Source organism: Cucumibacter marinus DSM 18995 (assembly GCF_000429865.1).
Taxonomy (GTDB): domain Bacteria; phylum Pseudomonadota; class Alphaproteobacteria; order Rhizobiales; family Devosiaceae; genus Cucumibacter; species Cucumibacter marinus.
In genome coordinates this window covers 363,499-387,933 of record NZ_KE386979.1, presented here as the reverse complement: position 1 = coordinate 387,933, position 24,435 = coordinate 363,499, and the positions used below count along the sequence as shown (strand labels likewise).

The 24,435-nt window shown below is 60.9% G+C and carries 25 protein-coding genes; 11 read left to right on the top strand and 14 right to left on the bottom strand.

Annotation, left to right across the window (positions count from 1 at the left end):
* Nucleotide 1: 1 nt before the first annotated feature.
* The gene (locus tag G489_RS0117475) at nucleotides 2-349 is read left to right on the top strand and encodes a DUF6665 family protein (RefSeq protein WP_029042599.1); all 348 of its coding nucleotides are present in this window, start codon (nucleotides 2-4) and stop codon (nucleotides 347-349) included.
* A gap of 1 nt (nucleotide 350) precedes the next feature.
* Here the strand turns inward: G489_RS0117475 and G489_RS0117470 are convergent, their stop codons facing one another.
* Together G489_RS0117470 and G489_RS21325 are read right to left on the bottom strand one after the other, a co-directional pair.
* Nucleotides 351-1,640 (bottom strand): NAD(P)H-dependent oxidoreductase, encoded by a 1,290-nt coding sequence (locus G489_RS0117470; RefSeq protein ID WP_035873274.1) that lies wholly within the window; start codon nucleotides 1,638-1,640, stop codon nucleotides 351-353.
* A 47-nt stretch (nucleotides 1,641-1,687) separates the two neighbouring features.
* Nucleotides 1,688-1,960, bottom strand: coding sequence for a DUF2312 domain-containing protein (locus G489_RS21325; RefSeq protein WP_035873273.1), 273 nt, complete (start codon nucleotides 1,958-1,960; stop codon nucleotides 1,688-1,690).
* Between the two features lie 229 nt (nucleotides 1,961-2,189).
* On the opposite strand from G489_RS21325, the gene G489_RS0117460 reads away from it, so the two are divergent.
* From G489_RS0117460 to G489_RS0117450, 3 genes are all read left to right on the top strand, one after another.
* Nucleotides 2,190-2,651, top strand: a complete 462-nt coding sequence (locus G489_RS0117460) for a DUF1036 domain-containing protein (protein WP_035873272.1) — start codon at nucleotides 2,190-2,192, stop codon at nucleotides 2,649-2,651.
* Complete coding sequence (pyk, locus tag G489_RS0117455; RefSeq protein ID WP_029042596.1) at nucleotides 2,648-4,084, top strand: pyruvate kinase; 1,437 nt, start codon at nucleotides 2,648-2,650, stop codon at nucleotides 4,082-4,084. Before G489_RS0117460 ends, pyk begins: the two co-directional genes overlap by 4 nt.
* 84 nt (nucleotides 4,085-4,168) lie before the next feature.
* A complete protein-coding gene (locus G489_RS0117450; RefSeq protein WP_029042595.1) occupies nucleotides 4,169-4,684 on the top strand; it encodes a response regulator in 516 nt (171 codons plus the stop codon).
* Nucleotides 4,685-4,761: 77 nt separating this feature from the next.
* Here the strand turns inward: G489_RS0117450 and ykgO are convergent, their stop codons facing one another.
* The 9 genes from ykgO to G489_RS21315 all read right to left on the bottom strand — a co-directional run bounded on the left by ykgO (nucleotide 4,762) and on the right by G489_RS21315 (nucleotide 16,590).
* The gene (gene ykgO, locus G489_RS0117445; RefSeq protein WP_029042594.1) at nucleotides 4,762-4,887 is read right to left on the bottom strand and encodes a type B 50S ribosomal protein L36; all 126 of its coding nucleotides are present in this window, start codon (nucleotides 4,885-4,887) and stop codon (nucleotides 4,762-4,764) included.
* A gap of 188 nt (nucleotides 4,888-5,075) precedes the next feature.
* The gene (locus G489_RS21320) at nucleotides 5,076-6,125 is read right to left on the bottom strand and encodes an ABC transporter ATP-binding protein (protein ID WP_051332783.1); all 1,050 of its coding nucleotides are present in this window, start codon (nucleotides 6,123-6,125) and stop codon (nucleotides 5,076-5,078) included.
* Nucleotides 6,122-7,111, bottom strand: coding sequence for an ABC transporter ATP-binding protein (locus tag G489_RS0117435; protein WP_029042593.1), 990 nt, complete (start codon nucleotides 7,109-7,111; stop codon nucleotides 6,122-6,124). The genes G489_RS21320 and G489_RS0117435 overlap by 4 nt, the downstream gene beginning before the upstream one ends.
* Nucleotides 7,112-7,114: 3 nt before the next feature.
* Nucleotides 7,115-8,035 (bottom strand): ABC transporter permease, encoded by a 921-nt coding sequence (locus G489_RS0117430; protein ID WP_155889436.1) that lies wholly within the window; start codon nucleotides 8,033-8,035, stop codon nucleotides 7,115-7,117.
* Nucleotides 8,035-8,958, bottom strand: coding sequence for an ABC transporter permease (locus G489_RS0117425; RefSeq protein WP_029042591.1), 924 nt, complete (start codon nucleotides 8,956-8,958; stop codon nucleotides 8,035-8,037). Before G489_RS0117425 ends, G489_RS0117430 begins: the two co-directional genes overlap by 1 nt.
* Nucleotides 8,959-9,065: 107 nt before the next feature.
* Complete coding sequence (locus G489_RS0117420; RefSeq protein WP_029042590.1) at nucleotides 9,066-10,655, bottom strand: peptide ABC transporter substrate-binding protein; 1,590 nt, start codon at nucleotides 10,653-10,655, stop codon at nucleotides 9,066-9,068.
* A 147-nt stretch (nucleotides 10,656-10,802) separates the two neighbouring features.
* Nucleotides 10,803-12,095 carry an acetyl-CoA C-acetyltransferase gene (locus G489_RS0117415; RefSeq protein WP_029042589.1) on the bottom strand — a complete coding sequence of 431 codons (1,293 nt, stop codon included), beginning with the start codon at nucleotides 12,093-12,095 and terminating at the stop codon, nucleotides 10,803-10,805.
* Between the two features lie 9 nt (nucleotides 12,096-12,104).
* Nucleotides 12,105-14,075: a 3-hydroxyacyl-CoA dehydrogenase NAD-binding domain-containing protein gene (locus G489_RS0117410; protein ID WP_051332782.1), complete on the bottom strand. Its 1,971-nt coding sequence runs from the start codon at nucleotides 14,073-14,075 to the stop codon at nucleotides 12,105-12,107.
* 31 nt (nucleotides 14,076-14,106) lie between these two features.
* Nucleotides 14,107-16,590 carry an acyl-CoA dehydrogenase gene (locus tag G489_RS21315; RefSeq protein ID WP_051332781.1) on the bottom strand — a complete coding sequence of 828 codons (2,484 nt, stop codon included), beginning with the start codon at nucleotides 16,588-16,590 and terminating at the stop codon, nucleotides 14,107-14,109.
* Nucleotides 16,591-16,945: 355 nt separating this feature from the next.
* Here G489_RS21315 and G489_RS21310 point away from each other — a divergent pair, with 355 nt between their 5' ends.
* The 4 genes from G489_RS21310 (at nucleotide 16,946) to G489_RS0117385 (ending at nucleotide 22,442) form a co-directional block, all read left to right on the top strand.
* Nucleotides 16,946-18,706, top strand: a complete 1,761-nt coding sequence (locus tag G489_RS21310; protein WP_081691652.1) for a long-chain-fatty-acid--CoA ligase — start codon at nucleotides 16,946-16,948, stop codon at nucleotides 18,704-18,706.
* Nucleotides 18,707-18,732: 26 nt separating this feature from the next.
* Nucleotides 18,733-19,149 carry a MerR family transcriptional regulator gene (locus G489_RS0117395; RefSeq protein WP_029042587.1) on the top strand — a complete coding sequence of 139 codons (417 nt, stop codon included), beginning with the start codon at nucleotides 18,733-18,735 and terminating at the stop codon, nucleotides 19,147-19,149.
* Nucleotides 19,150-19,266: 117 nt separating this feature from the next.
* Nucleotides 19,267-20,901 (top strand): tetratricopeptide repeat-containing diguanylate cyclase, encoded by a 1,635-nt coding sequence (locus G489_RS0117390; protein ID WP_029042586.1) that lies wholly within the window; start codon nucleotides 19,267-19,269, stop codon nucleotides 20,899-20,901.
* A 272-nt stretch (nucleotides 20,902-21,173) separates the two neighbouring features.
* Nucleotides 21,174-22,442, top strand: coding sequence for a tyrosine-type recombinase/integrase (locus G489_RS0117385; RefSeq protein WP_029042585.1), 1,269 nt, complete (start codon nucleotides 21,174-21,176; stop codon nucleotides 22,440-22,442).
* Here the strand turns inward: G489_RS0117385 and G489_RS0117380 are convergent.
* From G489_RS0117380 to G489_RS0117370, 3 genes are all read right to left on the bottom strand, one after another.
* Nucleotides 22,439-22,711, bottom strand: a complete 273-nt coding sequence (locus tag G489_RS0117380) for a hypothetical protein (protein ID WP_029042584.1) — start codon at nucleotides 22,709-22,711, stop codon at nucleotides 22,439-22,441. The two genes, G489_RS0117385 and G489_RS0117380, sit on opposite strands and share 4 nt — an antisense overlap.
* Before the next feature lie 75 nt (nucleotides 22,712-22,786).
* Nucleotides 22,787-22,981: a hypothetical protein gene (locus G489_RS0117375; RefSeq protein WP_029042583.1), complete on the bottom strand. Its 195-nt coding sequence runs from the start codon at nucleotides 22,979-22,981 to the stop codon at nucleotides 22,787-22,789.
* 8 nt (nucleotides 22,982-22,989) lie between these two features.
* On the bottom strand, nucleotides 22,990-23,433 hold the full coding sequence (locus G489_RS0117370) for a hypothetical protein (RefSeq protein WP_029042582.1): 444 nt from the start codon (nucleotides 23,431-23,433) through the stop codon (nucleotides 22,990-22,992).
* A 144-nt stretch (nucleotides 23,434-23,577) separates the two neighbouring features.
* On the opposite strand from G489_RS0117370, the gene G489_RS21305 reads away from it, so the two are divergent.
* Genes G489_RS21305 through G489_RS0117355 form a run of 3 tightly spaced genes read left to right on the top strand, consistent with a single transcriptional unit; the run spans nucleotide 23,578 to nucleotide 24,435 of the window.
* Nucleotides 23,578-23,787, top strand: coding sequence for a ribbon-helix-helix domain-containing protein (locus G489_RS21305; protein WP_035873269.1), 210 nt, complete (start codon nucleotides 23,578-23,580; stop codon nucleotides 23,785-23,787).
* A 17-nt stretch (nucleotides 23,788-23,804) separates the two neighbouring features.
* A complete protein-coding gene (locus tag G489_RS21300) occupies nucleotides 23,805-24,140 on the top strand; it encodes a hypothetical protein (protein ID WP_035873268.1) in 336 nt (111 codons plus the stop codon).
* Nucleotides 24,133-24,435: a hypothetical protein gene (locus G489_RS0117355; protein WP_029042581.1), complete on the top strand. Its 303-nt coding sequence runs from the start codon at nucleotides 24,133-24,135 to the stop codon at nucleotides 24,433-24,435. The genes G489_RS21300 and G489_RS0117355 overlap by 8 nt, the downstream gene beginning before the upstream one ends.

The window sequence follows — 24,435 nt, the reverse complement described above, 5'->3', positions numbered from 1 at the left end:
GATGAGTCTCCGTCCGCCCCGCTTCTCCCAATCGCTGAGCGCCGCTGAATCAAGCCTCAACGTCGTTCAGCACGAGATTGCAGAAGATCAGGCGGCGGCGCTCGGCCACCAGGCGATCCGGGCGGAAAAGGCCATGGAAGCGCTGCACAACCATGATGCGTCCGGCGCCGATGACCCCGAAACCCGGGACAGGCTTGTGCGCAAGGCCGCCTATGCAGTCTGGGCGCTGTTCATTCAGCGCGAACTGATGGGCATGCGTGACCACAGCTATATCAAGCGCGAATACAAAATTCCCGGCGAGGTCCTGAACCGCATGGGCGAGGCCAGCATCGCTACTGACCCGGACTAGGTCAGCGTCCCAGCATCGCGTCCATCTCGCGCCGCATCTTCACAAGCGGGCTCTCCCCATCGAGCGACAGCGCTGAATAGGTGATCAGGTCGCCCTTGCGGATGGGAGCTGTGACCCTGGCATCCTCCAACAGCCCCACAGGGCAGGCATCTGCCGTCTGTGCGTCTTCCACCGTCATGGTGTAGGAGCGGTAGCAATACTCACCGATGGCATCGAGCGTATCGCCGGGCTGCAGATCCTTTTTCGCGCGCGCACAAACCTCGGCCACAGGGCGGTCAAGCGGTTGCATGTCGGCCTGCCCGTACATCACGACCCGTGCGCAGGTGAGCGGCACCTCGAGACTGGTGAGGTGATAGGGCCGATAGAAAGTGTAATAAGGACCGGGCCCAAGCTTGAGATCGTGCAGGCGCTCGCGAATGCGCTCATGGCGCATATCGGCGACCACGAACACGCCGGGCGCCACCCCCTGCCCGACCGTGAAATCGACCACGCCGCGGCGCGAGAGAATGCCGCCATCTTCTTCAGGGCAAAGGATGGTGTGCAGATTTTCAAGCGTGGCCTCAGGCCCGTGCATGCCGGGCTTGTCGGGGATGAGCCCGGTCGCATTGGCGATGCAGGCCATTTCGACCATTGTCTTCGAGCCATCGACGAACTCGACCAGCATGCGCGGGTTCATGTCGCGGCGCAAAGCCTCGGCCCGGTATTCGTCGGGCGTCGCATCGATATTGAGCGGATTGTTCTTGCCCTTGCCCGCGGCGACTACCGGATGACCCATGGCGGTGACAAAATCATAAAGCTCGATCACCGAGGACGGCTCGTCCCCTGCCCCGATCGTGTAAACGACACCGGCATTGTCCGCCGCACGGCGGAGGTAAGGGCCTATCGTGACATCGGCCTCGACATTCATCATGACGAGGTGCTTGCCGGCCTCGATCGTTTTCAATCCGATGTCTGCACCCACGGCGGGCTTGCCGGTTGCATCGACAACGACATCGATCCGCCCGGAGGCCAGAACATCATGCGCATCTTCAACCACGGCCATCTTGCCGGCCTCGATCGCCGCGTCGATGCCCTGACCACCAGCGGTGGGCTGTGCCGCCTCGTGGTGGCCAACCGCGATATCGAGCGCACGATGGGCGCGCTCGGGCTTGCGGGTGACGACAGCGCCGATTTCGAGACCGTCCATCAGCGCGATCTGGGTAACGAGGTCCGTCCCCATCTCGCCGCAGCCGATCACCCCGACGCGGATGGTTTCGCCATTCTCGGCCCGGCGGGCAAGTGCCGCCGCCATTCCGGTGCGCGCCAGCTTCGGTCGTTCAAGCTGTGGCCGGTTTTGTGTCAAACCGCATCATCCTCGATATCGGGGCCCGGAATCATGCCAAGCGCGTGCTTGTAGAGATCGAGAATCGCCTCTTGTTCCTGACGTTCGGAGGTCTCCTGCTTGCGCAGCCGCACCACCTGGCGCAGGACCTTGGTGTCGAAGCCGTTGGCCTTCGCTTCGGCATAAATGTCGCGAATATCGTCGGCGATGGCCTTCTTTTCTTCCTCGAGCCGTTCGACCCGCTCAACAATGGAGCGCAGCTGTTCGCGCGCAATCGTGCTTTGTCCCATGAATGGATCCCGTCATCTGTCATTGCCGTTTCACGGCGCTTTTCGCGGGGGCCCCGACCGGCTCTGCACGCCGTCTGAGCGGGGTGCGGAAGCGGGCGCCGCATTGCAAAGGGTGGTTCCACCATCATGGCCCAAAGTCAACGTTCTAATACGCCTAACATCCGCCAAATCTCACCGATAGCGATTGACAGGCATTTCCACCTTCTCCAAAACAACTGCCGATTGCATTATGATCCAGGTCGCCCGAACGTCACACACCGCGATGGTTCTTTTCGCGCTGCTCTTGAGCGCGGCCACCTTCCTATTCGCTGCTGCGCCGGCAAAAGCGGAAATGCGCGTCTGCAACAACACCCAGGCTCAGGTCTCCATAGCGCTCGGCTATCGCTCCGAACGCGGTTGGCAGTCCGAAGGCTGGTGGGTGGCGGATCCCGATGAATGCGAAACCGTATTCGCCGGCCCGCTCGATTCCCGCTTCTACTACATCTTCGCGGCAGACGACGTGAACGGCGGCACCTGGGAAGGTCCGGTCTTTATGTGCACCCGAGACGATAGTTTCACAATCTTCGGAGTAGAAGACTGCCTGGCGCGTGGATATGAACGCACCGGCTTTTTCGAGGTCGATACCCAGGACCGCTCCGACTGGACACTGCAATTGACCGACACAGACCTTTCCAACACCGGTGGGCAATGAGACGTCTCAGAAAAGTAAAAATCCTCGCCACTCTCGGCCCCAGCTCTAACGACGAAAAGACTATCGAAGAGCTTTCCCGCGCGGGTGCGGATGTCTTCCGCATCAATATGAGCCATACCAAGCATGACGGGCTCAAACAGATGGTCGAGACCATCCGCCGGGTCGAGAAGACGGTCGGGCGCCCGATCGGCATCCTCGCCGACCTGCAGGGCCCCAAGCTCCGCGTCGGCACGTTCAATTCGGACGAGATCGAGCTCGAAGTCGGTGATCACTTCACCTTCGACTGCCTCGACAAGCCGGGAAACCGCACCCGGGTCTACCTGCCCCATCCCGAAATCTTCGAATCCGTGCGGCCGGGCAACCGGCTGCTACTGGACGACGGCAAGGTCGAGATGCGCTGTATCGAATCCTCCGGCAAGGAGATCGTTGCCGAGGTCGTTGTCCCCGGCACCCTGTCGAACCGCAAGGGCATTTCCCTGCCCGACACCCTCCTGGGTGTCCGCGCCATCACCGACAAGGACCGGGCCGACCTCGAGGCTGCGCTCGAGAATGATGTGGACTGGATCGCGCTGAGCTTCGTCCAGCGCCCTGAAGACGTCATCGAGGTGCAGCAGACCGTGGGCAGCCGCGCGGGCGTGCTGGCCAAGATCGAAAAGCCTCAGGCGGTCGAAAAGCTCGAGGAAATCATTGCCAATGCCGACGCGATCATGATCGCGCGCGGTGACCTCGGCGTTGAAATGCCACTTGAGGAAGTGCCCGGCCTGCAAAAGCGCATGATCCGGATGGCTCGCAAGCGTGGCAAGCCGGTGGTCGTGGCCACCCAGATGCTCGAATCGATGATCAACTCACCTGTGCCGACCCGCGCGGAGGTGTCAGACGTTGCCACCGCGGTCTATGAAGGCGCTGACGCAATTATGCTCTCGGCAGAATCCGCCGCCGGCGAACACCCGGTTCAGGCGGTCTCGACCATGAACCGCATTGCCATTGCGGTAGAGCAAGACGATCTGTTCACCTCGATCATCCGCGCCCAGCAGACAGAACCCGAAGCCACCTCGGCGGACGCGATTTCCGCCGCTACCCGCCAGGTCGCCGAAACCCTTGATCTGGCCGCGATTGTGACCTTCACATCGTCTGGATCGACGGGCCTGCGCGCGTCGCGTGAACGGCCCTCCAAGCCCATCATCGCCCTTTCCCCGGTCATGGGGACCATGCGCCGCCTCACGCTCGCCTGGGGCCTGCACTGCGTGCAGACCGAGGACGAAGGCAACCTCGACGCCATGGTCGACCGCGCCTGTGTGATTGCGCGCCAGGAAGGCATTGCCAAGGTCGGCGACCGTATCGCGATCACCGCAGGCGTGCCGCTGGGCCGTCCGGGCACCACAAACATGCTGCGCATCGCCTTTGTCGAGGAACAAGGCGCAAGGAAGAAGTAGATTCCTTTTACTTGAGATTTAACCGGGACTTTACCTGGCTGAGGGAAAATTCATCCGGCCCGACAAGGGATTGGATGATTCGTCATGCCGGAAATAAATCTCGCAATACTCAAGGTGCTGGTGGTTGACCACAGCGCCCACATGGTCGCCATACAGCGTGATCTGCTGCGACGCCTCGGCATAAAGTCCGTGGTTGAGGCAGGCGACGCGGAGACGGCCTGGGCCGCTCTCGCCCGCGAGGAGTTCGACGTCATTCTGGTTGAGCAGGAGCTCACGCCCATCGACGGCATCGCGCTGGTGAGCCGCCTGCGTCGCGATGCGGAGCAGGCCAATCGCAACAAGCCGGTCATCATGCTCACTGCGGGCACCGACTCGACTCGCATTCTGAAGGCACGCGATGCCGGTGTCAGCGAATTCATAAAGAAGCCGATCAGTGCGCAGGTCCTGTCCTCGCGCATCATGCAGGCCGTCAGGAATCCCCGGCCCTTTGTTGAAGCTGCGGCTTATACCGGGCCGGACAGGCGCCGTCGCGCGCTCGACGTGCCCGCCGACCACGACCGGCGCCGGCAGACGTCCAAGGCTGCGGAATCAGGCGAATAAACACAAAGAAAATGGCCCGCCGAAGCGGGCCATCAAACAGGTCGAAGGGCCGGCTCTGACCGGCCAATCCAGAGCGATTAGCCCTGACGCGCCTTGAAGCGCTTGTTCACCTTGTTGATGATGTAGATGCGCCCACGCCGACGGACCACTTTGTTGTCGCGGTGCCGCTTGGCCAGCGCCCTGATCGAATTCCGAATTTTCATGGCGGCTACCTTTGCGCTCACAAAAAATAGGCGCCTGCGGCGCCAATGCTGGGCGCCTTCATAGGGTGTGACGCGCCACTTGTCAACGCGCCCGCGCCCCTATTCGCGCCTGTTTCACCCAATCCCGTGGACCGAGCAATGGAGGCGGGCGGCGGCCTGTCTGCCGCCCGTCATCGGGCAATGATTTCTTACGCCCAGCTGCCGACGACGGACATGTCGCGCGGCTCGACTTCGCCCTTGTCGATCTCTTCCCAACGGTGACAACGCACGAAGCGCCCGCCCGGTATGCTGTCGAGACCCGGCACCACTTGCGCGCAATGCTCATTGGCATAGCGGCAGCGCGTGCGGAAGGTGCAGCCCGAGGGCGGATTGATCGGAGAAGGCAACTCCCCGACCAGACCCTCGATCGAGCGGCCCCTGGCCAGCTTCGGGTCTGGCAGCGGCACCGCCGTCAACAAAGCCCGCGTGTAGGGATGCTTGGGATCATCGTAGAGCTCGTCCCCGGCGGCCAGTTCGACCATGCGACCGAGATAGAGCACCAGAATACGATCCGAGACATGCCGAACCACAGACAGATCGTGGCTGATGAACATCAAGGTCAGATTGAACTGATCCTTGAGGTCCGCCAACAGGTTGAGGATCTGCGCCTGGATCGACACATCGAGCGCGGATACCGGCTCGTCGCAAACGATCAGCTTCGGCTCGGTGATCAGCGCCCGGGCAATGCCGATGCGCTGCGCCTGCCCGCCCGAGAATTCGTGCGGGTAACGGTTGATCATCTCCGGCAGCAGGCCCACGGCGTCCATCATCCGCACGACACGCGCACGGCGCTCCTTGCGGCCGATTTCCGGCGCCAGTGTCCGGAGCGGATCGGCAATGATCTCACCCACGGTCATGCGCGGATTGAGTGAGGCTAGCGGATCCTGGAAAATGATCTGCAGGTCACGGCGATGCTTGCGCATTTCCTCGTTGCTGATCGCATTGAGATCATTACCCAGCCACAAAACCTGGCCATTGTCGGGCGGCAGGAGCTGGAGAATACAGCGTCCCAGCGTCGACTTGCCACAACCCGATTCCCCCACAACCCCGAGCGTTTCACCCTGATAGAGCGTGAAATCGATGGCTTCGAGGGCCTTGAGCTCGGCGGGACGCGAAAACAGCCCGGTCGAGATCGAGAAGATCTTGTCGAGGTCCTTGACCTCGAGCAGCGGTGTCTTGTTGTCGGTTACGGCATTCATTCGTTGGCCGCCTTTTCATAGCTCATCTCACCGTCATAGAAGCACGCCCGGCTCCGGTTGGCGTCGAACCGTTCGAGGGGCGGGCGCTCCTGTCGGCACTTGTCGAACGCAAAAGCGCAGCGCGGATTAAACGAGCAGCCCTGGGGCAGATGTTCGAGATTGGGCGGCAGGCCGCGGATAGGGTCGAGCCGTTTCCCCTTCTGTTCCACATGCGGCGTGGAGTGCAGCAAACCCAGCGTATAGGGGTGTCGCGGGTCGTAGAACAACTCGTCCGTCGTGCCCTTCTCAACCGCACGCCCGCCATACATCACCATCATGCGGTCGGCGATGCCGGCAACGACGCCAAGGTCGTGGGTAATCAGCACAAGTGCCGTTCCCAGATCGGTAGTCAGATCCTTGAACAAGTCCAGCATCTGCGCCTGCACGGTGACGTCGAGCGCGGTCGTCGGTTCGTCCGCGATCAGCACCTTGGGCCGGCACAAGAGTGCCATCGCGATCATCACACGCTGCCGCATGCCGCCGGAAAGCTCATGCGGATAGCGCCGGGCACGCTTGGCCGGTTCGGGAATCCCGACCCTCTCCAGCATCTCGATGCCGGCCTTGACCGCCGCATTGTGTTCGATGCCCTGATGCTCCACCAGCACCTCGGAAAGCTGCTGGTCGAGCCGCAGGGTCGGGTTGAGCGAAGTCATCGGATCCTGGAAGATCATGGCAATGTCCTTGCCCCGATATTTGTCGAGCTTTCTGGGCGGCATGCCCACCAGTTCGACATCGCCCAGTTTCGCCGAGCCCTTTGCCCGGCCGTTCTTGGCCAGAAGCCCCATGATCGCGAGAAACGCCTGGCTCTTGCCCGAGCCGCTCTCGCCGACAACCGCGAGCGTTTCCCCTTCCCTCAGGGTGAAGTTGAGGTCGCGCACGGCCTCGACAACACCGTCGGGGAGCTGGAACTCCACCGACAGATTTTCGATTTTGAGTACGTCCGTCATGACTTAACGGTCCTTCGGATCGAGAGCATCGCGCAGGCCGTCGCCCAGATAGGTCAGGCACAGCAGCATGGTCACCAGGATGATGGCCGGGAAGATCAGCAGCCACGGCATGGCTTCGGCCACCTGGGAACCATTGGAGATCAGAGTGCCGAGCGAAGTCTGCGGCTCCTGCACGCCGAGCCCCAGATAGGACAGAAAGCTCTCGGTAATGATGATTTCGGGAATGGTCAGCGTCGCATAGATCACCACCGGCCCGGTCAGATTGGGCACGATGTGACGCATGATAATGGTGAAGGGTCTTGCCCCGCCGGCCCGAGCCGCCTCAACGAACTCGCGTTCCTTGAGAGACAAGGTCTGGCCGCGCACGATCCGCGCCATTGTCAGCCATTCGATCGCCCCGATCCCCACGAACAGCAGTACCGGAGAGCGCCCGAAGATCACCACCAGGATGATCACGAACAGGATGTAGGGCAATGCATACATGATGTCGACGAAGCGCATCATGACCGCATCGACCCGACCGCCGAAATAGCCCGAAGCCGCGCCGTAGACGACGCCGATCACAACCGAAACGAAAGTCGCGACCACGGCCACGATGATCGACATCTGCGTGCCCTGCATCGCACGCGCCAGCAGGTCACGCCCGTTCTGGTCGGTGCCGAAATAATGGCCTGCCTCGAAATTTGGCGGCTTGCGGATATTGCTCCAGTCCACCGCATCATAGCTCCAGGGCAGGAAGTACGGCCCGAAGAATGCAATCAGGACCAGGCCCGTGAGAAGGAAGATCGAAACCAGTGCTGCCTTGTTGGCGAACAGGCGTCGAAGCGCGTCCTGCGTGAGCGAACGGCCCTTGGGCGCATCGAGGGTTTCAAGCTTCTTGGCGTAATCCGTGAGGACCACGTCCTTGCCAGTAATGCCGGCCATCAGCGGTACCTCACTTTCGGATCGAGCCACGCATAAACGAGGTCAACCAGAAGGTTGAGCGCGATGATGATGCCCATGTACAGAACGGTCGTACCCAGAACCAGGCCGTAATCCCGGTTGAGCGCGGCCGTGATGAAGTATTTGCCGATACCGGGCAGGCTGAAGATCTGTTCAACGACCAGCGAACCCGTGAGAAGGTAGCTCAGCCCCGGCCCGAGATAGGAAACGACGGGAATGAGGGCGGGCTTGATCGCGTGTCGCACCAGAACCAGCCGTTCGCCGATACCCTTGGATTTGGCCGTGCGCACATAGTTGGTGCCCAGTACCTCGATCATCGACCCGCGCATCAGCCGCGACACCCGCGCGGCGTGCGGCCAGGCCAGCACGGTAATCGGTAGCACGAGGTGGTGGATCGAGCCGTTGACGAAACCGCCTGCGGGGAACCAGTCGAGATAGACCCCGAATGCGAGCTGCAACAGGTTCGCCATCAGGAAGTTGGGTATGATGATCCCCAGCATCACCGTGAGAACGAGCACGTAGTCCGGCCACTGGTTCTGCCTGACCGCAGCGACCATACCGGCGATGATGCCGATACCGGTTGCCAGCACAAAGGCGGTGAAACCCAGCATCAGCGAGAACGGCAGGCCAATCGCCAGCAATTCGGAAACCGTGAAGTCCTGGATCACCATCGAGGGCCCGAAGTCGCCCTGCAGCAGCGAGGACACATACATCCAGTACTGCACGATCAGCGGCTGATCGAGGCTGTAGTGGGCTCTCAGGTTTCGCAGGATTTCGGCGGGCAGCGCGCGTTCACCGTCAAACGGTCCGCCAGGCGCCAGCCGCAGAATGAAAAAACACACCGTAATGGCGATGAACGCCACCGGTATGGCGGTCAGCAACCGCCTGAAGGTGTAGTTGAGCATGACGTTGCACCTTGATGATCGGCGGGCGGCGAGAAGTCGTCAGCACACCCGGGCCGAACCGATACCGCGGCCGGAAATCCGGCCGCGGCATCGAGAGATTGAACCGATTACTCGGATTTGGACATGTACATGACCAGGTGCCGGTCCTTGGCATTGTCCTCGAAGCCCGAGATCGACGGATCGACCACGTTTTTCGACACATAGTAGTAAATCGGAATGACGCCGAACTCGTCCATGGCGATCTTTTCGGCTGCGTGCAGGGTTTCCGCACGGGCTTCCAGATCGGTCTGAGTGGCCGACTTGTCGAGCAGCGCGTCGAATTCCGCGTTGGAATAACGACCGTAGTTGTTGCCGACGCCGGTCTTCAGAAGGTCGAGCATGTTGATGGCATCATCATAGTCCATGATCCAGCCAGCACGGCCAATCGTGAAGTCACCCGATTCCAGCGCGTCGTAGTGCACCGGGGTTTCCGAGTTGAACAGTTCGACTTCAACACCGATCGGCTTCCACATGGCGGAGATCGCCACAGCAATGCGCTGGTGGTTGTCATTGGTGTTGTAGCGAAGCTGCAGCTTCAGCGGGTTATCCGGAGTGTAGCCGGCATCAGCCATGATCTGACGGGCTTCTTCCACACGATCCGCATAGTCCTCGGAGGCCCACGCAGGCATGTACTGTTCGCCCTTGTAGTTGGAGACCCCCGGCGGGACCCAGCCGTAAGCCGGCAGTTCGCCGGTGCCGAGCACGTCCGGCCCGATCACTTCGCGGTTGATCGAGATCGACAGAGCCTTGCGCAGGTTCTCGTCGGCCAGGATCTTACCGTCCATCTGGTTCACCACGTAGTAGTAAACGCCCAGGAACGGGGCCACGTGGGCTTCACCCGGATAGTTGGCATTCAGGAAGTCGATCTGGTCGGCCGGGAAGTCGGTCAGAATGTCGAACTCGCCAGCGCGATAGCGGTTCAGCGCAGCGGCCTGATCTTCGAGGATGTGGTAGTACACTTCGTCGATCTGGACGTTGTCTGCATTGTAATAGGCGTCGTTCTTTTCCGAACGCAGATAGGAGCCGGGCACCCACTCGACAACCTTGTACGGGCCGTTGGCGACCAGGTTCTCAAGACGGGTCCAGTCGTCGCCCACTTCGTCATAGACGTGCTTGGGGTTCGGATAGGCGGTGTAGTGGGTCAGCGCATCGAGGAAGAACGGGGTCGGCTCGTTGAGCGTGATTTCAAGGGTCTTGTCGTCGATGGCCTTGACGCCGAGCTGATCGAGATCTTCGATTTCGCCATTGTTGATTTCAGCAGCGTTCTTAACGACGTACTGAAGATACGCATATTCCGAGGCGGTCTGCGGATCGACAAGACGCTGATAGCCGAGCACGAAATCCTGGGCGGTCACGGGCTCGCCGTCGCTCCAGTTCGCGTCGTCACGGATCTTGAAGGTGTAGACGGTGCCGTCTTCGGAGATTTCATAGGACGCAGCCTGGCCGAGGATCGGCTGGCCGGACGCATCGATGGTCATCAGACCTTCGATGTAATCGGACACCGGGCGGTCTTCCCAGTTACCCGAAACTTTCTGCGGGTCGAGCGAACGCGGCTCGGCACCGTTGTGCAGGTTGAGCGTGACCGCAAGCGCGGGTACGGCGGTAAACGCCAGGCCCGCAGCGACGGTCGCCGCTGTCAGAAGTTTAGTGAGTTTCATTAGGTCTCTCTCCCTGTTAGACGACGAAATAAACCCGAATTCCTTCTTGTCAGCGCGAAGAATAGTCAGGTCTGGTTGCACCCGGCCATCACAACCGGATGTTGTCGAAGGCGAGCGTATCCCCGCCTAAAACCCTTTTGCAAGCGCTCATTGCGCGGCGTTCTCCACAATTGCGGCAACACCCATGCCACCCGCCGTACAAACCGAAATCAATGCGCGCGAACTACTATTTTCATGCACAAGCTTCGCGGTGTGCGCGAGAATACGCGCACCGGTTGCAGCAAACGGGTGACCATATGCGAGGCTCGATCCTTTAACGTTAAGACGTGTGGGATCGATTTTCCCCAGAACTTTGTCGCGTCCCAGCACGTCACGGTTATATTTCTTGTCGGAAAAGGCCTTGAGCGTGCACAGAACTTGCGCCGCAAAGGCCTCGTGCAGCTCGAAGAGATCGAAATCTGCAAACTCGAGCCCTTCCCTGCGCAACAAGTTTGAAACCGCGATGGTCGGTGCCATCAACAATCCGTCACCATGCGCGAAATCGTTCGCGGAAACGGCCCCGGCCCGCAAATAACCAACTATCGGTAAACCGCGTGACCGCGCCCATTCCTCGCTCGCCAGCAGCACCGCGGAGGCACCATCTGTAAGTGGCGTCGAGTTCGCCGCTGTCAGCGTCCCGTTGCCCGAATGCCTGTCGAAGCTTGGCTTGAGGCTCGCCATCTTCTCGAGCGTCGTGTCGGGCCGGATATTGTTGTCCGCGAAGATGCCGGCATGCGGCACGACCAGATCGTCGTGAAACCCTTCTTCATAGGCGGCTGCGGCATTGACGTGGCTTTGATGGGCAAACTCGTCCTGCGCTTCGCGGGTAATGCCCCATTCTTTGGCCATCAGCTCGCAATGCTCGCCCATGGACAGACCTGTGCGCGGTTCCGAGGTCGAGGGCGCGACGGGCGCCAGCTCGCCGAAGGAGAAACCTTTCATGGCCTTCAGCTTGTCGCCCATGGACTTGGCGCGATTGACCGCCATCAGGCGGTGAGCAAACTTGTCCCCGAACACGATCGGGCTGTCACTGACCGTGTCCGATCCCCCGGCAATGCCGCTTTCGATTTCCCCGGTCGCGATTTTGGCGCCGATGGTCAATGCCGCCTGCAGGGATGTCCCGCAGGCGATCTGCAGGGTCGTGCCTGGGGTCGTCGGTGCAAATCCGGCATTGAGCGCGGCCTCGCGCGCCAGGTTGAAGTCGCGTGACTGGTTGAGCACCGCGCCCGCCATCACCTCATCGATATGCGCGCCCTTGAGACCATATTTCTGCGACAGGCCGGTGAAGGCAGCGCTGAGCATGGAAAGGTTGGATTCCTCGATATAGCCTGAATAGGCGCGGCAGAACGGGATCCGCGTTCCGCCGACAATCGCCACTCTGCGCAAGGTCTTTTCGCTCATCACTCTCCCCTACGCCTTGCCGTCCGCGCGGGCCTTCAGGGGCCCGCCCAGGAACGGTGCAAATCCGGTTCCGAAAATCACGCCGATATCCGCCAGTCCCTCATCGGCGACTATGCCTTGAGCGACGCATTTCTCGCATTCATCGACCAACGGCTTGACGAGCTCGCGGCCAAGGTCGTTGAGCCCTGACCTGTCGGGGGCTTCGGGTTTCTGGGCCTTGCCCTTCTCCCAGGTGTAGAAGCCTTCACCCGATTTACGGCCCAGCTTCCCGGCCTCGACCAGTTTGGCGAACCGCGATCCATCGGGCACCGCATGGCCCAGCTCTTCAGCCACCGCCTTGCCGATATCGAGCCCGACCGTGTCGATCAGCTCGATCGGCCCCATCGGCATGCCGAAGGCGACTGCAGCCTTGTCGATCACGACCGGGTTCTCGCCCTTCTCCACCCGGTTCACCGCGCCCATCATGTAGGGCATCAGCACCCGGTTGACGAGAAAGCCGGGCTCGGACTTCACGACCACCGGGCTCTTGGCGATTGCCAGCGCAAAGGAGCAACCGGTCCGCACCGCCTCATCCGAATTCGTCTTGGCCTGGATGACCTCGACAAGCGGCAATTGGGCGACCGGGTTGAAGAAATGCAGGCCGATCAGTCGCTCCGGCGATTTCAGACCCTTTGCAATGTCCTCGAGTTTGATCGAGGAGGTGTTGGTGGCAAGGATCGCCCCGGGCTTGAGCTTGTCTTCGATTCCGGCAAAGACCTTCTGCTTGACCTCGAGCTTTTCAACGATCGCCTCGATCACCACATCGGCGCGGCCGACGCCCTTGCCATCGACATCGGGGATCAGCCGGGCCATCGCGGCGTCGACCTCACGCTGTGTCTTGTAGCGTTTCCTGAACAGCTTCTTGGCGCGCTTGAGGGCCGGCTCGATGCTCTTCAAGTCGAGATCCTGCAAGGTTACCGCCATGCCGCGATAGGCGCACCAGGCCGCAATATCGCCGCCCATCACCCCCGCGCCGATCACATGCACGCGCCGGAATACCGGCTTGTCCTTGCCCTTGACGCCCTGTTCCTTGAGTTTTTCGGACAGGAAGAAAACGCGCCGCAAATTGCCAGCCGTCTCGGATTCCATAAGTGCGGGGAAATGCTCGAGTTCGGCCCGCATGAAGGCCCGCGGATCATCGCCGAACTTTTCGAACTGATCGATGAGCGTGTGTGGCGCCGGATAGTGCTTCGGATTGGCCTTCTTCGCGGTCTGCTCGCGCATCTTGTTTGCGGTCATGCCACGCAGCGGCCCCAGGGCCGGCAGGCGTTTGAGGAAGCCGGCGGGCCTGGCCCGAGATTTCCTGATCACCGCCCTGCGTCCGGCCCAGCGCAGCATATCCGGATGCGCCACCAGCCTGTCGACCAGCCCCATGCCGCGCGCCGCGCCCGCGGAATAAGCTTTGCCGGTCAGCATCGCGGTCATCGCCGCCACCGGTCCGGCCAGGCGGATAGACCGACCCGTGCCGCCAAAGCCCGGAAACAGCCCGAGCTTGACCTCGGGAAAGCCGATCTTGGTGCTCTTGTCCTTGACGGCGACCCGGTAATGGCAAGACAGCGCCAATTCGAGACCGCCCCCGAGACAGAACCCGCTGATCACGGCCACGATGGGCGCGCGCAGCTTCTCGATCCGCTCGAACAGTGCATGGGTGCGCCGCAACGCCTCGGGCAGTACGGCCGGGTCCGACATGGCATCGAACTCGCGCACATCGGCCCCCGCGCAGAACCCGTTGGCCTTGCCCGACATCATGACGACGCCGATGAGCTCGTCGGACGCGATCAGGTCCTCGATCCGGCGCACCAGCGTTTCCAGTTCGGTCAGAACTTCCTGGCCGAGCACATTGACGGGGCTGCCCGCCGTATCGAGCTCAAGCCAACCGATCCGTTCCACATCGATTGAAAACCGCCAATGTTTGGTCTTGGGCAGCTGGGGCTGAGCCACGCCTTCACTCCTTGAACAGATCGTTGGGTGGTTATTCGGCAGCCGACGCCGCGCGCCGCTTGGCCGGTTTGGGCTTCGCCTCGTCACGGGCGACCTCGCGCCTGAGGGCATCCGGCGCGAAATCGTCGACCTGGATCACCTTTTCGGTCGCCTCGTCGGCGGCACGCACGAGCTTGGCCTCCTCCGGCGTCAGCACCCCGGCCTGGACCGCGTCCTCGATGACGTCGCGATCGAGACGGCGGGTCACGACATCCTTGCGGATCGCCTTGATCAGCTTGGTCTCCGCTTCTTCCGCCGCCTCGACCTTCTTGAGCGTATCCTCCAGGAGCCCGGTCGGGTCGGCCGGATCGTAGGAGATGAAGATGTCGCGGGTCAGCCTGTCGCGCTGCGCCGAATGCTTCAGCATGGCGCGGGCCAGCCTGTAGTTTTCGCGGTCGCTTGAGCCCTTGGCGCGACGACCAAGCGGGAACACCAGAACCCGCATAGCGGCCCGCAGCCAGGGGTTGGGGAAGTTGACAAAGACTTCGTGGAAGCTCTTCTCGATCGCCGCAATCCGGTCGCGCGCAATCGCATCGATAATCGGCTGATCCTCGGCGATGGCACCGTCGTCCTCAAACCGCTTGAGCGCGGTCGAGAGCAGGTAAAGGTCGGACAGGATATCGGCCATCCGCCCGGAAATCCGCTGTTTGCGCTTGAGATCGCCACCCAGCACCACAACCACCCAGTCCGCGACGAGCGCAAAGGACTGGCTGTAGCGGTGAAGCTGGCGGTACCAGTGCTGGTTCTCGCCACCCCCCGAGCGGGCAAAGCGCCCAAGCGTCAAATTGTGCGCAAAGCTCGTCACGATATTGCGCAGCATGAAGCCTGTGTGACCCGCAAACGCCTTGTCGAACGCCTTGATGCCCTTGGCCTCATCGGCCTCCTGCGCAGCCTGGATCTCTTTATAGAGATAGGGATGCGCCCGCAGCGCGCCCTGCGCAAAGGTAATGAGAGTCCGAGTGAGGATGTTGGCGCCTTCGACGGTGATCGCCACCGGCGTCGCCTGGTATCCGGCAAACAGATAATTCGACGGCCCGTCGCACACCCCGCGACCACCATGCACATCGAGCGCATCATTGAGCCCGTTCCGCATGGCATCGGTCGCCCGGTATTTGAGAAGCGCCGAAATCACCGACGGCTTCTGGCCATCGTCAACCATGCCGGCGGTCACCGCCCGCGCCGCTTCGAACTGATAGGCATTCTTCACCAGTCGCCCGAGCGGCTCGGCCACCCCTTCCATGATCCCGATTGGGATATTGAACTGGCGCCGAATTCGCGCATAGGCCGAAGTCGTGCGCAGCGCGCCCTTGACCGAAGTCGTGCCCACTGCCGGCAACGAAATGGCACGGCCCGTAGACAGACACTCCATCAGCATGCGCCAGCCCTGGCCGCAATAGTCGGTTCCCCCGATTATCCAGTCGAGCGGGATGAAGACGTCCTTGCCGCTATTGGGCCCGTTCTGGAACGCCGACCGCGCCGGGAAATGCCGCCGCCCGATCTCGACACCCGGATGGTCCGTCGGGATGAGCGCCAGCGTGATACCGACATTTTCGCCCTTGCCGAGGTGATTGTCCGGGTCATGCAGGTTGAACGCGAGGCCGAGCAACGTCGCCACCGGCCCCAGCGTGATGTAGCGCTTCTGCCAGTTGAGCCTGACCCCGAGAACTTTTTCGCCCTCGAATTCGCCTTCGCAGACGACGCCGACATCGCGCATGCCCGCTGCGTCCGAACCGGCATGCGGGCCGGTGAGTGCGAAGCACGGGATTTCATCGCCTTCCGCAAGGCGGCGCAGGTATTTCTCTTTCTGTCCGTCCGTGCCGTATTTCTCGAGCAATTCGCCCGGGCCCAGTGAGTTGGGCACCATGACCGTGATACCGGCCGAGGCCGAGCGCGAGGTGATCTTGGAAACCACCATCGACTGGGCCTGCGCCGAAAACCCGAGCCCGCCCCACTCCTTGCCGATCAACATGCCGAAAAACTTGTTCTTGCGCATGTATGACCAGACCTCGGGCGGCAGGTCGGCGCGATTATGCCGGACATCCCAATCGTCGATCATCCGGCAGAGTTCTTCAGTCGGCCCTTCGAGGAAAGCGCGCTCTTCTTCGGTCAAATCGAGTTTGCGCACAGCTCTGAGCTTGGTGAAGTCCGGGCGGCCTGAGAACAGCTCTGCATCCCAGCCGACAGTGCCGGCATCAAGAGCCTCCTGCTCTGTGCGCGAAACCCGGGGCAGGATCTTCTTGACCGCGCGATAGACCGGCGCGCTGACAACCTGACGGCGAATGAACGGCACGCCGGCCAGAAGCAGCACAGCGCCCGGGATAAGGGCCAGCACCCATCCGACGGTACCGCCACCGGTCAGCAATTGCGTGACTGCGCCGAGCGCCAGGATGACCGCACCCCAGACGAGAAGAGGCACCTCAAGCATGGCGAGAGCAACAAGAACGGCAATGGTGAGAAGGGTGAGAAAGAGGATCATAAGGGCCTCCGGAAAACCCGGTAATAGGGAACCGGTGTCGGTTCCTGGCTTCACCGCGCACGGTGCAGAACAGATAGCTCCGGCACACAGGTCACGGCCTGCGACCACGGCAGCAGGCAGGCTTGTCATGCCACAGCGAAATCTGTGGGTCAATCCATTGCCTTATATGTCAACCACACTGCCATAGTTTCACAAATGCTGGTTTTCTGGGAAAAATCGCCTCCATTTCCTACGAAAACCCTTGCATATTGTGGATCACATTTCGGGGAGCTCTCTTGGATAAGTCGTTCAATTGACGTTAACGTCAATCAATGGCACAATTATCCTCTCTCTGCGCGTTTCGAAAGGAGCGTCAATGACCACCGAGCGAAGCCAGCCTGCCCGCGACGGGCACGACAACAAGCGCCCCGACCCCGATGATGACACACACCGCCCGTGGGTGAAGAACTATCCCCCTGAGCTGGATTTCTTCGCACAGATTGACACTTCTCCCATCACGGAACGCGTCAGGAATGCCTGCCAGAAGTATGGTGACAAGCCTGCGCTTGATTTCCTTGGCGCGGAAACCAGCTTCAAAACGATCTGGGAACGCACTGAACAATTGTGCGGTGCATTGCAAAAGGAACTCGGCGTCAAGAAGGGCTCCCGCGTCGCCTTGCTGCTCCCCAACACACCCTATTACGTCTTTGCCTATTATGCGGTGCTGCTGGCCGGCGGCACGGTGGTCAACTGCAACCCGCTTTACACCGTCAAGGAGCTGAGCCACATCGTTGGCAATGCCAAGGCCGACATCGTCGTGACCCTCGACCTCAAGATGCTGTTTGAAAAAGCCGAAACGCTGGTCGAGGAAGGTGCGATCGAAACGGTCGTCGTCTGCCCTTTCGCCAACATCCTGCCGACGCTGAAATCCATCCTCTACCGCCTGTTCAAGTCTGGTGATGTCAGCAATCCGGCAAAGTCGCCAATCGCTGACCGCGTCCGTCATTTCGATGATTTGATCGCCGCCAATCATAAGGCCGAACCCGCAGCACTCGACGTCGATAAGGATGTCGCGGTCCAGCAATACACAGGCGGCACCACTGGCCTGCCGAAGGGCGCGATGCTGAGCCATGCCAATATTTCGGCCAATGTGTCCCAGATCGATATGTGGTGCGTCGGCGAATACAACCCCAGGGCCAAGATCGTCTCGATCATCCCATTCTTCCATATCTTTGCCATGACCACGATCCTCAACGCCGGTCTCGTCAACGGTATGGAGCTGATCATGCTCCCGCGTTTCGACCTCAAGGACACCCTGGCCCTGTTGCGGCGCAAGAAGCCCAACATGCTGATCGCCGTGCCGAGCCTTACGCACCGGCTGATGACCGACCCAATGTCGAAGAAGGAGGATCTTTCTTGCCTCACCTTCTGTGTGTCCGGCGGCGCCGCCCTGCCCAAGGAGACCCGCGAGGCCTTTGAAAAACGCACCGGCAGCGGCCGTGTGGTCGAGGGCTACGGCCTGACCGAGTGTTCCCCGGTGGTGACCTGCGGACCGGTGCATACAGAGTTCAAACCCGGCTCTATCGGCATGCCCTTCCCGGCAACCGATGTGAAGTTCGTCGACCTTGAGGACCCGACCCGCCAGGTGTCGATCGGCGAGCGCGGCGAGCTGCTGGTCAAGGGGCCTCAACTCATGCTCGGTTACTATGAGAACGACAAGGCAAACGCCGAGTCCTTTGTCGACGGATGGTTCCGGACCGGCGATGTGGGCTATGTCGATGAGGACGGCCACCTGTTCCTGGTCGACCGCATCAAGGACATGATCATCGTCAACGGGTTCAACGTTTATCCCAAGAACATCGAGGACGCGCTTTACCACCACCCCGATGTCGAGGAATGCAACGTTGTCGGCATGAGCGATCCGGAAAAGGGCGAAGTACCCGTCGCCTTCGTCAAGCTTGCCGATGGAGCGCGCCAGACCGAGGAGGCCATGAAAAGCTTCCTCGCCGAACACATCTCCCGCGTCGAGATGCCCCGGATGATCCTGTTCCGCGATGAACTGCCCAAGACCTTGATCGGCAAGCTGTCGAAAAAGGAACTGCGCGAAGAGCTTCGAGCCGAACTGGAAAAGGACTGATTGCTTGAAAGCGATTGATTGCCACCATGCATGATACTGCCGAAGATCCCACTACCCTTTATGCCATTGCCGAACTCGCCGAGGAGTTCGGCATTTCGACCAGAGCTATCCGTTTCTATGAGGCAAAGGGGCTTCTCAATCCCGACCGGGTCGGCAAGACCCGGGTGTTCCGCCGCCGCGACCGCGCCAGGCTTGTGCTGATCCTGCGGGGTAAGCGCCTCGGCTTTACGCTCAATGACATCGGCGAATATCTCAGCCTGTACGATCCGGCGGACGGGCTCAAGGCGCAGGACTCCCTGCTGCTCAAGAAGGTCGACGACCGCCTGGCCCAGCTCGAGGCCCAGCGCGCCGATCTCGACAAGACCATTGGCGAACTGCGCGAAATCAAGGATCTCGCCGCTTCCCGGCTCGAGGCCCGAACCAGCGAGCCGGTTAAGGCATAACGGGCTGAATTAACCGCACTTCTATTTAACCCGACCATTAAAATCCGACCTATTTCCGTAGACGCTTCATTAAGCGGGCACGGCTACTCTGTCTCGAAGTCTGGAGACAGCGACACCATGCGCGAACGATCCTTGCAGGAGGCGCTGGGGGAGGAACTGGAGGCCTGCTGGCAACTGAGTTGCACTGGCAGCCCCGACGAAGCACTCACCCGCGGCCGGGAAATTTACGAGCGGGCCAAAACCGCGATGATCAAGCCGGTCATCGCGTTGGCCGCGCAGCAGATCGCCTGGTACTGCATCCAGCTCGGGCGTGCCGAAGACGGCGTCGAACCAATTCACGAAGCTCAGCAGATCTGGACCGAGCAGTGCAGCCTGCGCGAGGCCGCCAGCGCGACCGCAATCTATTCGCGTCTGCTGTTCGAACTGGGCATGATCGACGAGGCCTATCATGAGGCCGCCGAGGCACTGCGCGTGGGGCGCGAAATGGACGATCCCTCGCTGCAGTCTTTCGCCCTCGATGTGCAGGCCATCACCATGATCTACAGCGGCGAGATGGATTCGGGGCGCAAGCTGATCGATGAAGCCTATGCGCTTCAGGAACAGTATGACGACCCCTCCATGCACATCCTGCTGATCATTCACGATGCGCTGATGAACGCCAAGGCCGGCGACCAGGCCCGCGACACCGGCGATATCGCGGCGTTCAAGGAACACTACCGCCAGGCGGTCGCTCTTAATGAACGTGCCGTCGCCATGGCCGAAGCGACCAATGACGGCTATCGCCTGCGCCTTGCCCTGTGCAATGGCGCCGAAGCCCATTGCGTGTCCGGTGACATCGAAAAGGCCCATGATTTCATCGAGCGCTGGCTTGAAGTGCCCGGCGCCGCCGGCGACAGCCGCATGGTGCATTTCCTTTACTCGAAGACCGAGATCCTGACCCATGCCGGACGCACGGCCGAGGCACTCGAGATCGGCGAGCAGGCCCTTTTGCTGGCCGAGCGCACCGGCATTACCGATCACATCGCCAATGCCCACCGTCGCCTTTCCGAAGTTCACGAAGCGATGGGCGACTTCGATTCGGCGCTTTTGCACTACAAGCGCTTCCATACGCTCGACAAAAAGCTGATCGGCGAGCAGGCGCGCCGCCGCGCCCGCGTGGCCGAGATCCGGTTCGAAACCGACAAGGTCAAGGCGCTGCTCGACCAGGCCACCCGCCGGGCCGACCAACTCGCCCAGGAAGCCTTGCGCGACCCTCTGACCGGCATCGCCAACCGCCGCGCCCTCGACCGCGAACTGCTCAAGCTCGCCGCGCGCGTCGATCGGGAATACGCCATCGCCATCATCGACCTCGATCATTTCAAGGCGATCAACGACCGCCATTCCCACATGGTTGGCGACGACGTTCTCAAAAAGATCGCCGAAGCACTCCACTCGAGCTGCCGCACGGTTGATCTCGTTGCCCGCATGGGCGGCGAGGAATTCGCGGTACTGCTGCCCGAGACCACACGCGCCGCCGCCCTCAAGGTGTGCGAACGCATGCGCAAATCCATAGTCGACGCCAATTGGGAAGAACTGGCTCCCGGCCTCAAGGTCACCGCCAGTATAGGCCTGGCCGACAGCTCCGAGGGTAACACGCCGCTCGATGTGTTTTCGGTGGCCGACTCCCGCCTCTATGCCGCCAAGGCCGGCGGCCGCGATCGCATCGAATCCCAGGGCACGCAGACCGCCGAAGCCCTCGTCACCCTGCACTGAATCGCTGGGGCGAAAACTGGCGATTCGCAGCCAACACACTTTGATCGTTGAAGAAAATGGTGGGTGTGACAGGGATTGAACCTGTGACCCCTGCCGTGTGAAAGTGTGCCGGCAAGGTTTTCGCACGTTTGCCAATCTTGTCCCGGCATTCCGAAAGCCCCGGCCATAGGGCGTTTCGCTTGACATTCCCTTTTCCGAGGGTTTCCTAAGATGGCGCCAGTTTCCGATTTTCTGGTGACTATTTGGTGACTCCGAACCGGGAAGGCAGGGGCATGCCCAAGCTGACAAAGACCGTTGCCGACGCGGCCGCGCCCAAATCCAAGCCCTATTTCATCTGGTGCTCTGACCTGAAGGGCTTCGGGATGCGCGTCTATCCGTCCGGGTCGAAGGTGTTCTATGCCGACTATCGCAACGCGGACGGCATCCGCCGCCGCATGAAAATCGGCCCCCTGGGCACCCTGACCGTGCAACAGGCTCGAGCCGAGGCCGGCAAGCAACTCACCACCGCGATAACGGGTGACGATCCATTGCAGGAACGGCGGACCCGGCGCCAGTCCCTCACCGTCGCCGATCTGTGCGACCGGTACATGGAAGCCGCTGACAAGGGGCTGATCCTGGGCAAGGGCGGACGCCCCAAAAAGGCATCGACGCTTGCCACCGATCGGGGCCGGATCGACAAGCACATCAAGCCGCTTCTGGGCAACCGGCTGGTGATCGATATCAAGCGCGCTGACGTTGTGACATTCATCCGCGACGTGCAGGCGGGCAAGACCCGGGTCACCGGCAAGTCCGGAAAGCTCCGGGGGCGGGTCAATGTCAGGGGTGGACCCGGTACCGCGGCCCGGACCGCCGGCACCCTTGGCGGCATCCTGAGCTTTGCCGTGTCCGAAGGCGTGATCGAATTCAACCCTTCGTTCGGGGTCAAAAAGCCCGCAGGCAAAAAGCGTGACCGACGCTTGTCGCCGGATGAATACCGCGCCCTGGGCAAGGCATTCGCCAACCCTGCCGGCAAACCATGGCAGGGCCTCGCCATCCTGCACTTCGCCGCCCTGTCCGGTTGCCGCCTGGGTGAGGTTCAAAATCTGCGCTGGGATGAGGTCGACCTTGATGCTCAGGTTCTCAAGCTTGATGACAGCAAGACCGGTCGATCGGTCCGCCCGCTCGGGCAAACGGCAATCGACCTTTTGAACACCCTGCCCCGCCATGAAGAAAATCCCTTCGTTTTCCCGGCCTCACGTTTGGAGCGCCTGCCCTACGCGGGTATGAAGCGTTTCTATCGCGGATTTTTTCAAGGGGCGGGCCTTGAGGGTGTGACTCCCCACGTGCTGCGCCATTCGTTCGCCAGCGTGGGGGCCGATCTGGGTTTTACGGATTCCACCATCGGCGCCTGCCTGGGTCACGCCGGCAGCGGCATCACGTCCCGGTATACCCACCGGCTCGATAGCGTGCTGGTCGCCGCGGCCAACAAGATCGCGGGCGAGGTCCATCGGCAGATGTTCGCGGAGACCGCCAAGGTGGTCAGGCTTCCGACGCGGGCCTAGCGCTTCGCACCTGAGACCACCCTTTCAAGAAGGTCCGAGGTTTCAGCGGAGTTATCGACGATCTTGTCCAGGCGGTGCAGCACACCGCCAATTGCCAGGAGAAGGAAGCCGCCAAAGATCACGCTCGCACCGGGCGTGACAGCGATAAGCCGGCCCAGAATGGCGTAGCCGGTGGCGTCCGGCCGCAAAGGCTGACCGAAGATCAGGGCCGACCAGGCGACACCGACCAGCACGCAAATCCAACCGAGCAGATAAAACAGATAGGTCAACGCCCCTCCCCTTCCCGTTCAGAAAAGCGCACTCCGCCTCAACAGGCAAGCTGCGGAAAACCGCAATCGGCGATGCTATAGCCTTTCCACCTCTTTGAAGGGCTCGAGCTTGTCTCGCCCGTCATTGAGCGGAATATCCAGATCCTCGGTCGGCACGAAATAGACCACCCGGTCCCGGATAACGATCGACATGGACACGCCCACCTGTTTGGCACCGGCGAGAATGCGGCGGACTTCGGCCTGGGTGATCAGGGATGGAGTCTGGGGCATGGCACTACTTACTTCAGATCGTCCGCGTCCCTGTAGGTCTTTATTGTTCTTTCTAATCGCTCTACTGCCGCGAGCGCCGCGTCAAAAGTCTCGTCCCGTAACCACTCGTTTCGTCGGGCACCGACCTCCGCCAAGACGTTTAGAAGCTCAAGTGAATTCACCATCGCGTCATGGACAGCCATAAGCATCTTCTCGGTTTTGGGGTCACTTCCCTCGCGATTATCGATGGCCTTGATAGCATCAATGATTTCAACTGACAGGTCACCAATCACCTGAAACTTGCCCTCGATTTCAGGTAGAGCAGAATCCAAGGCCAAGCCAATTTGGCACAGCCGTCGAATTGCTTCGGCACGGGACCGGAGGCGATTCTCGAACATCCAATCGTCAAGTTGCTGGGCCTCTCCAGGTGACATCATCATCTGGAATTTCAAGGTCTTCTTGTCATCAACCATTTCAGCCTCGCTCACAGCGAATTGAAAGACATCTTTCCCGTCACTGCGTCAATAGACGGAACTTCCGTCAGTTTCCGCTTGATTTCCAGCGGAGGCCGCATTAATGGTTAATCCGTCATAAACGGAACTAACGGAGAAATATGGATGGCCCATGAAAGTGCGCAGATGGAGAAGTACCAACTCCTGTTGGCACCTCATGAGATCAAGCAGATTGATGATTGGAGGTACGCGAACCGCAAGGCGTCTCGTGCGCAAGCAGTTCGGGAATTGATCAGGCTCGGCATCGCCAAGTCAAAAGAAACGGCACCAGGGGGTGAGTTTGGCGACCCTGCCCCTGATGCCGTGAAACCCTGAGTTCAGGAGAACCCAAGATGAACACAGCAAATACCACCGCGCGACCGGATCGCGCAAGCTATCTCGAACCCTCCCCCTATGAGGTGGACGGCGGCGCGCTGATCGGCCGGCACCCTGACCAGGTGGTTTTGGCAGACCTAAAAGCGATCGGCCCGACAAGCCCGATCAAGGCGATCCGTGCGAAGTGCATCGATTGCTCGGGCGGCAATGCCAGCGAAGCGCGCAAGTGCACGGCCACAGGGTGCGCTTTGTGGCCCTTTCGGATGGGCAAGAACCCGTTCTGGGGCAAGGGTGCCTCTGAACCCTCCGCCGAAATCAAACCGGCGAATTCGGAGGGTTTTTCTCATGGCTGACACCCTTCAAGCCAAAGCCGCCCCCGATCTGCCTGCTCTGCACGGCACGATTGAGGAAATCTGGTCGGAGGCAACCGAGCTTTCGCACCTTCTCAAATTCCTGACCACCGATCTCGAATGGTCGCTCGACCCCGACAGGGGGCAAGTCGGGGACGATGGCGATGCAGTTACTCTCACATTCCGGCGCGGCAATATCGAGGCCACCCTTTGGCTTTGTGGCCAGACTTGGCGCCGCGGGAAAGCGCTGCAGGAAAAACTCAACGCTCTGATTTGCGAGGTCGATGAACATGTCTGA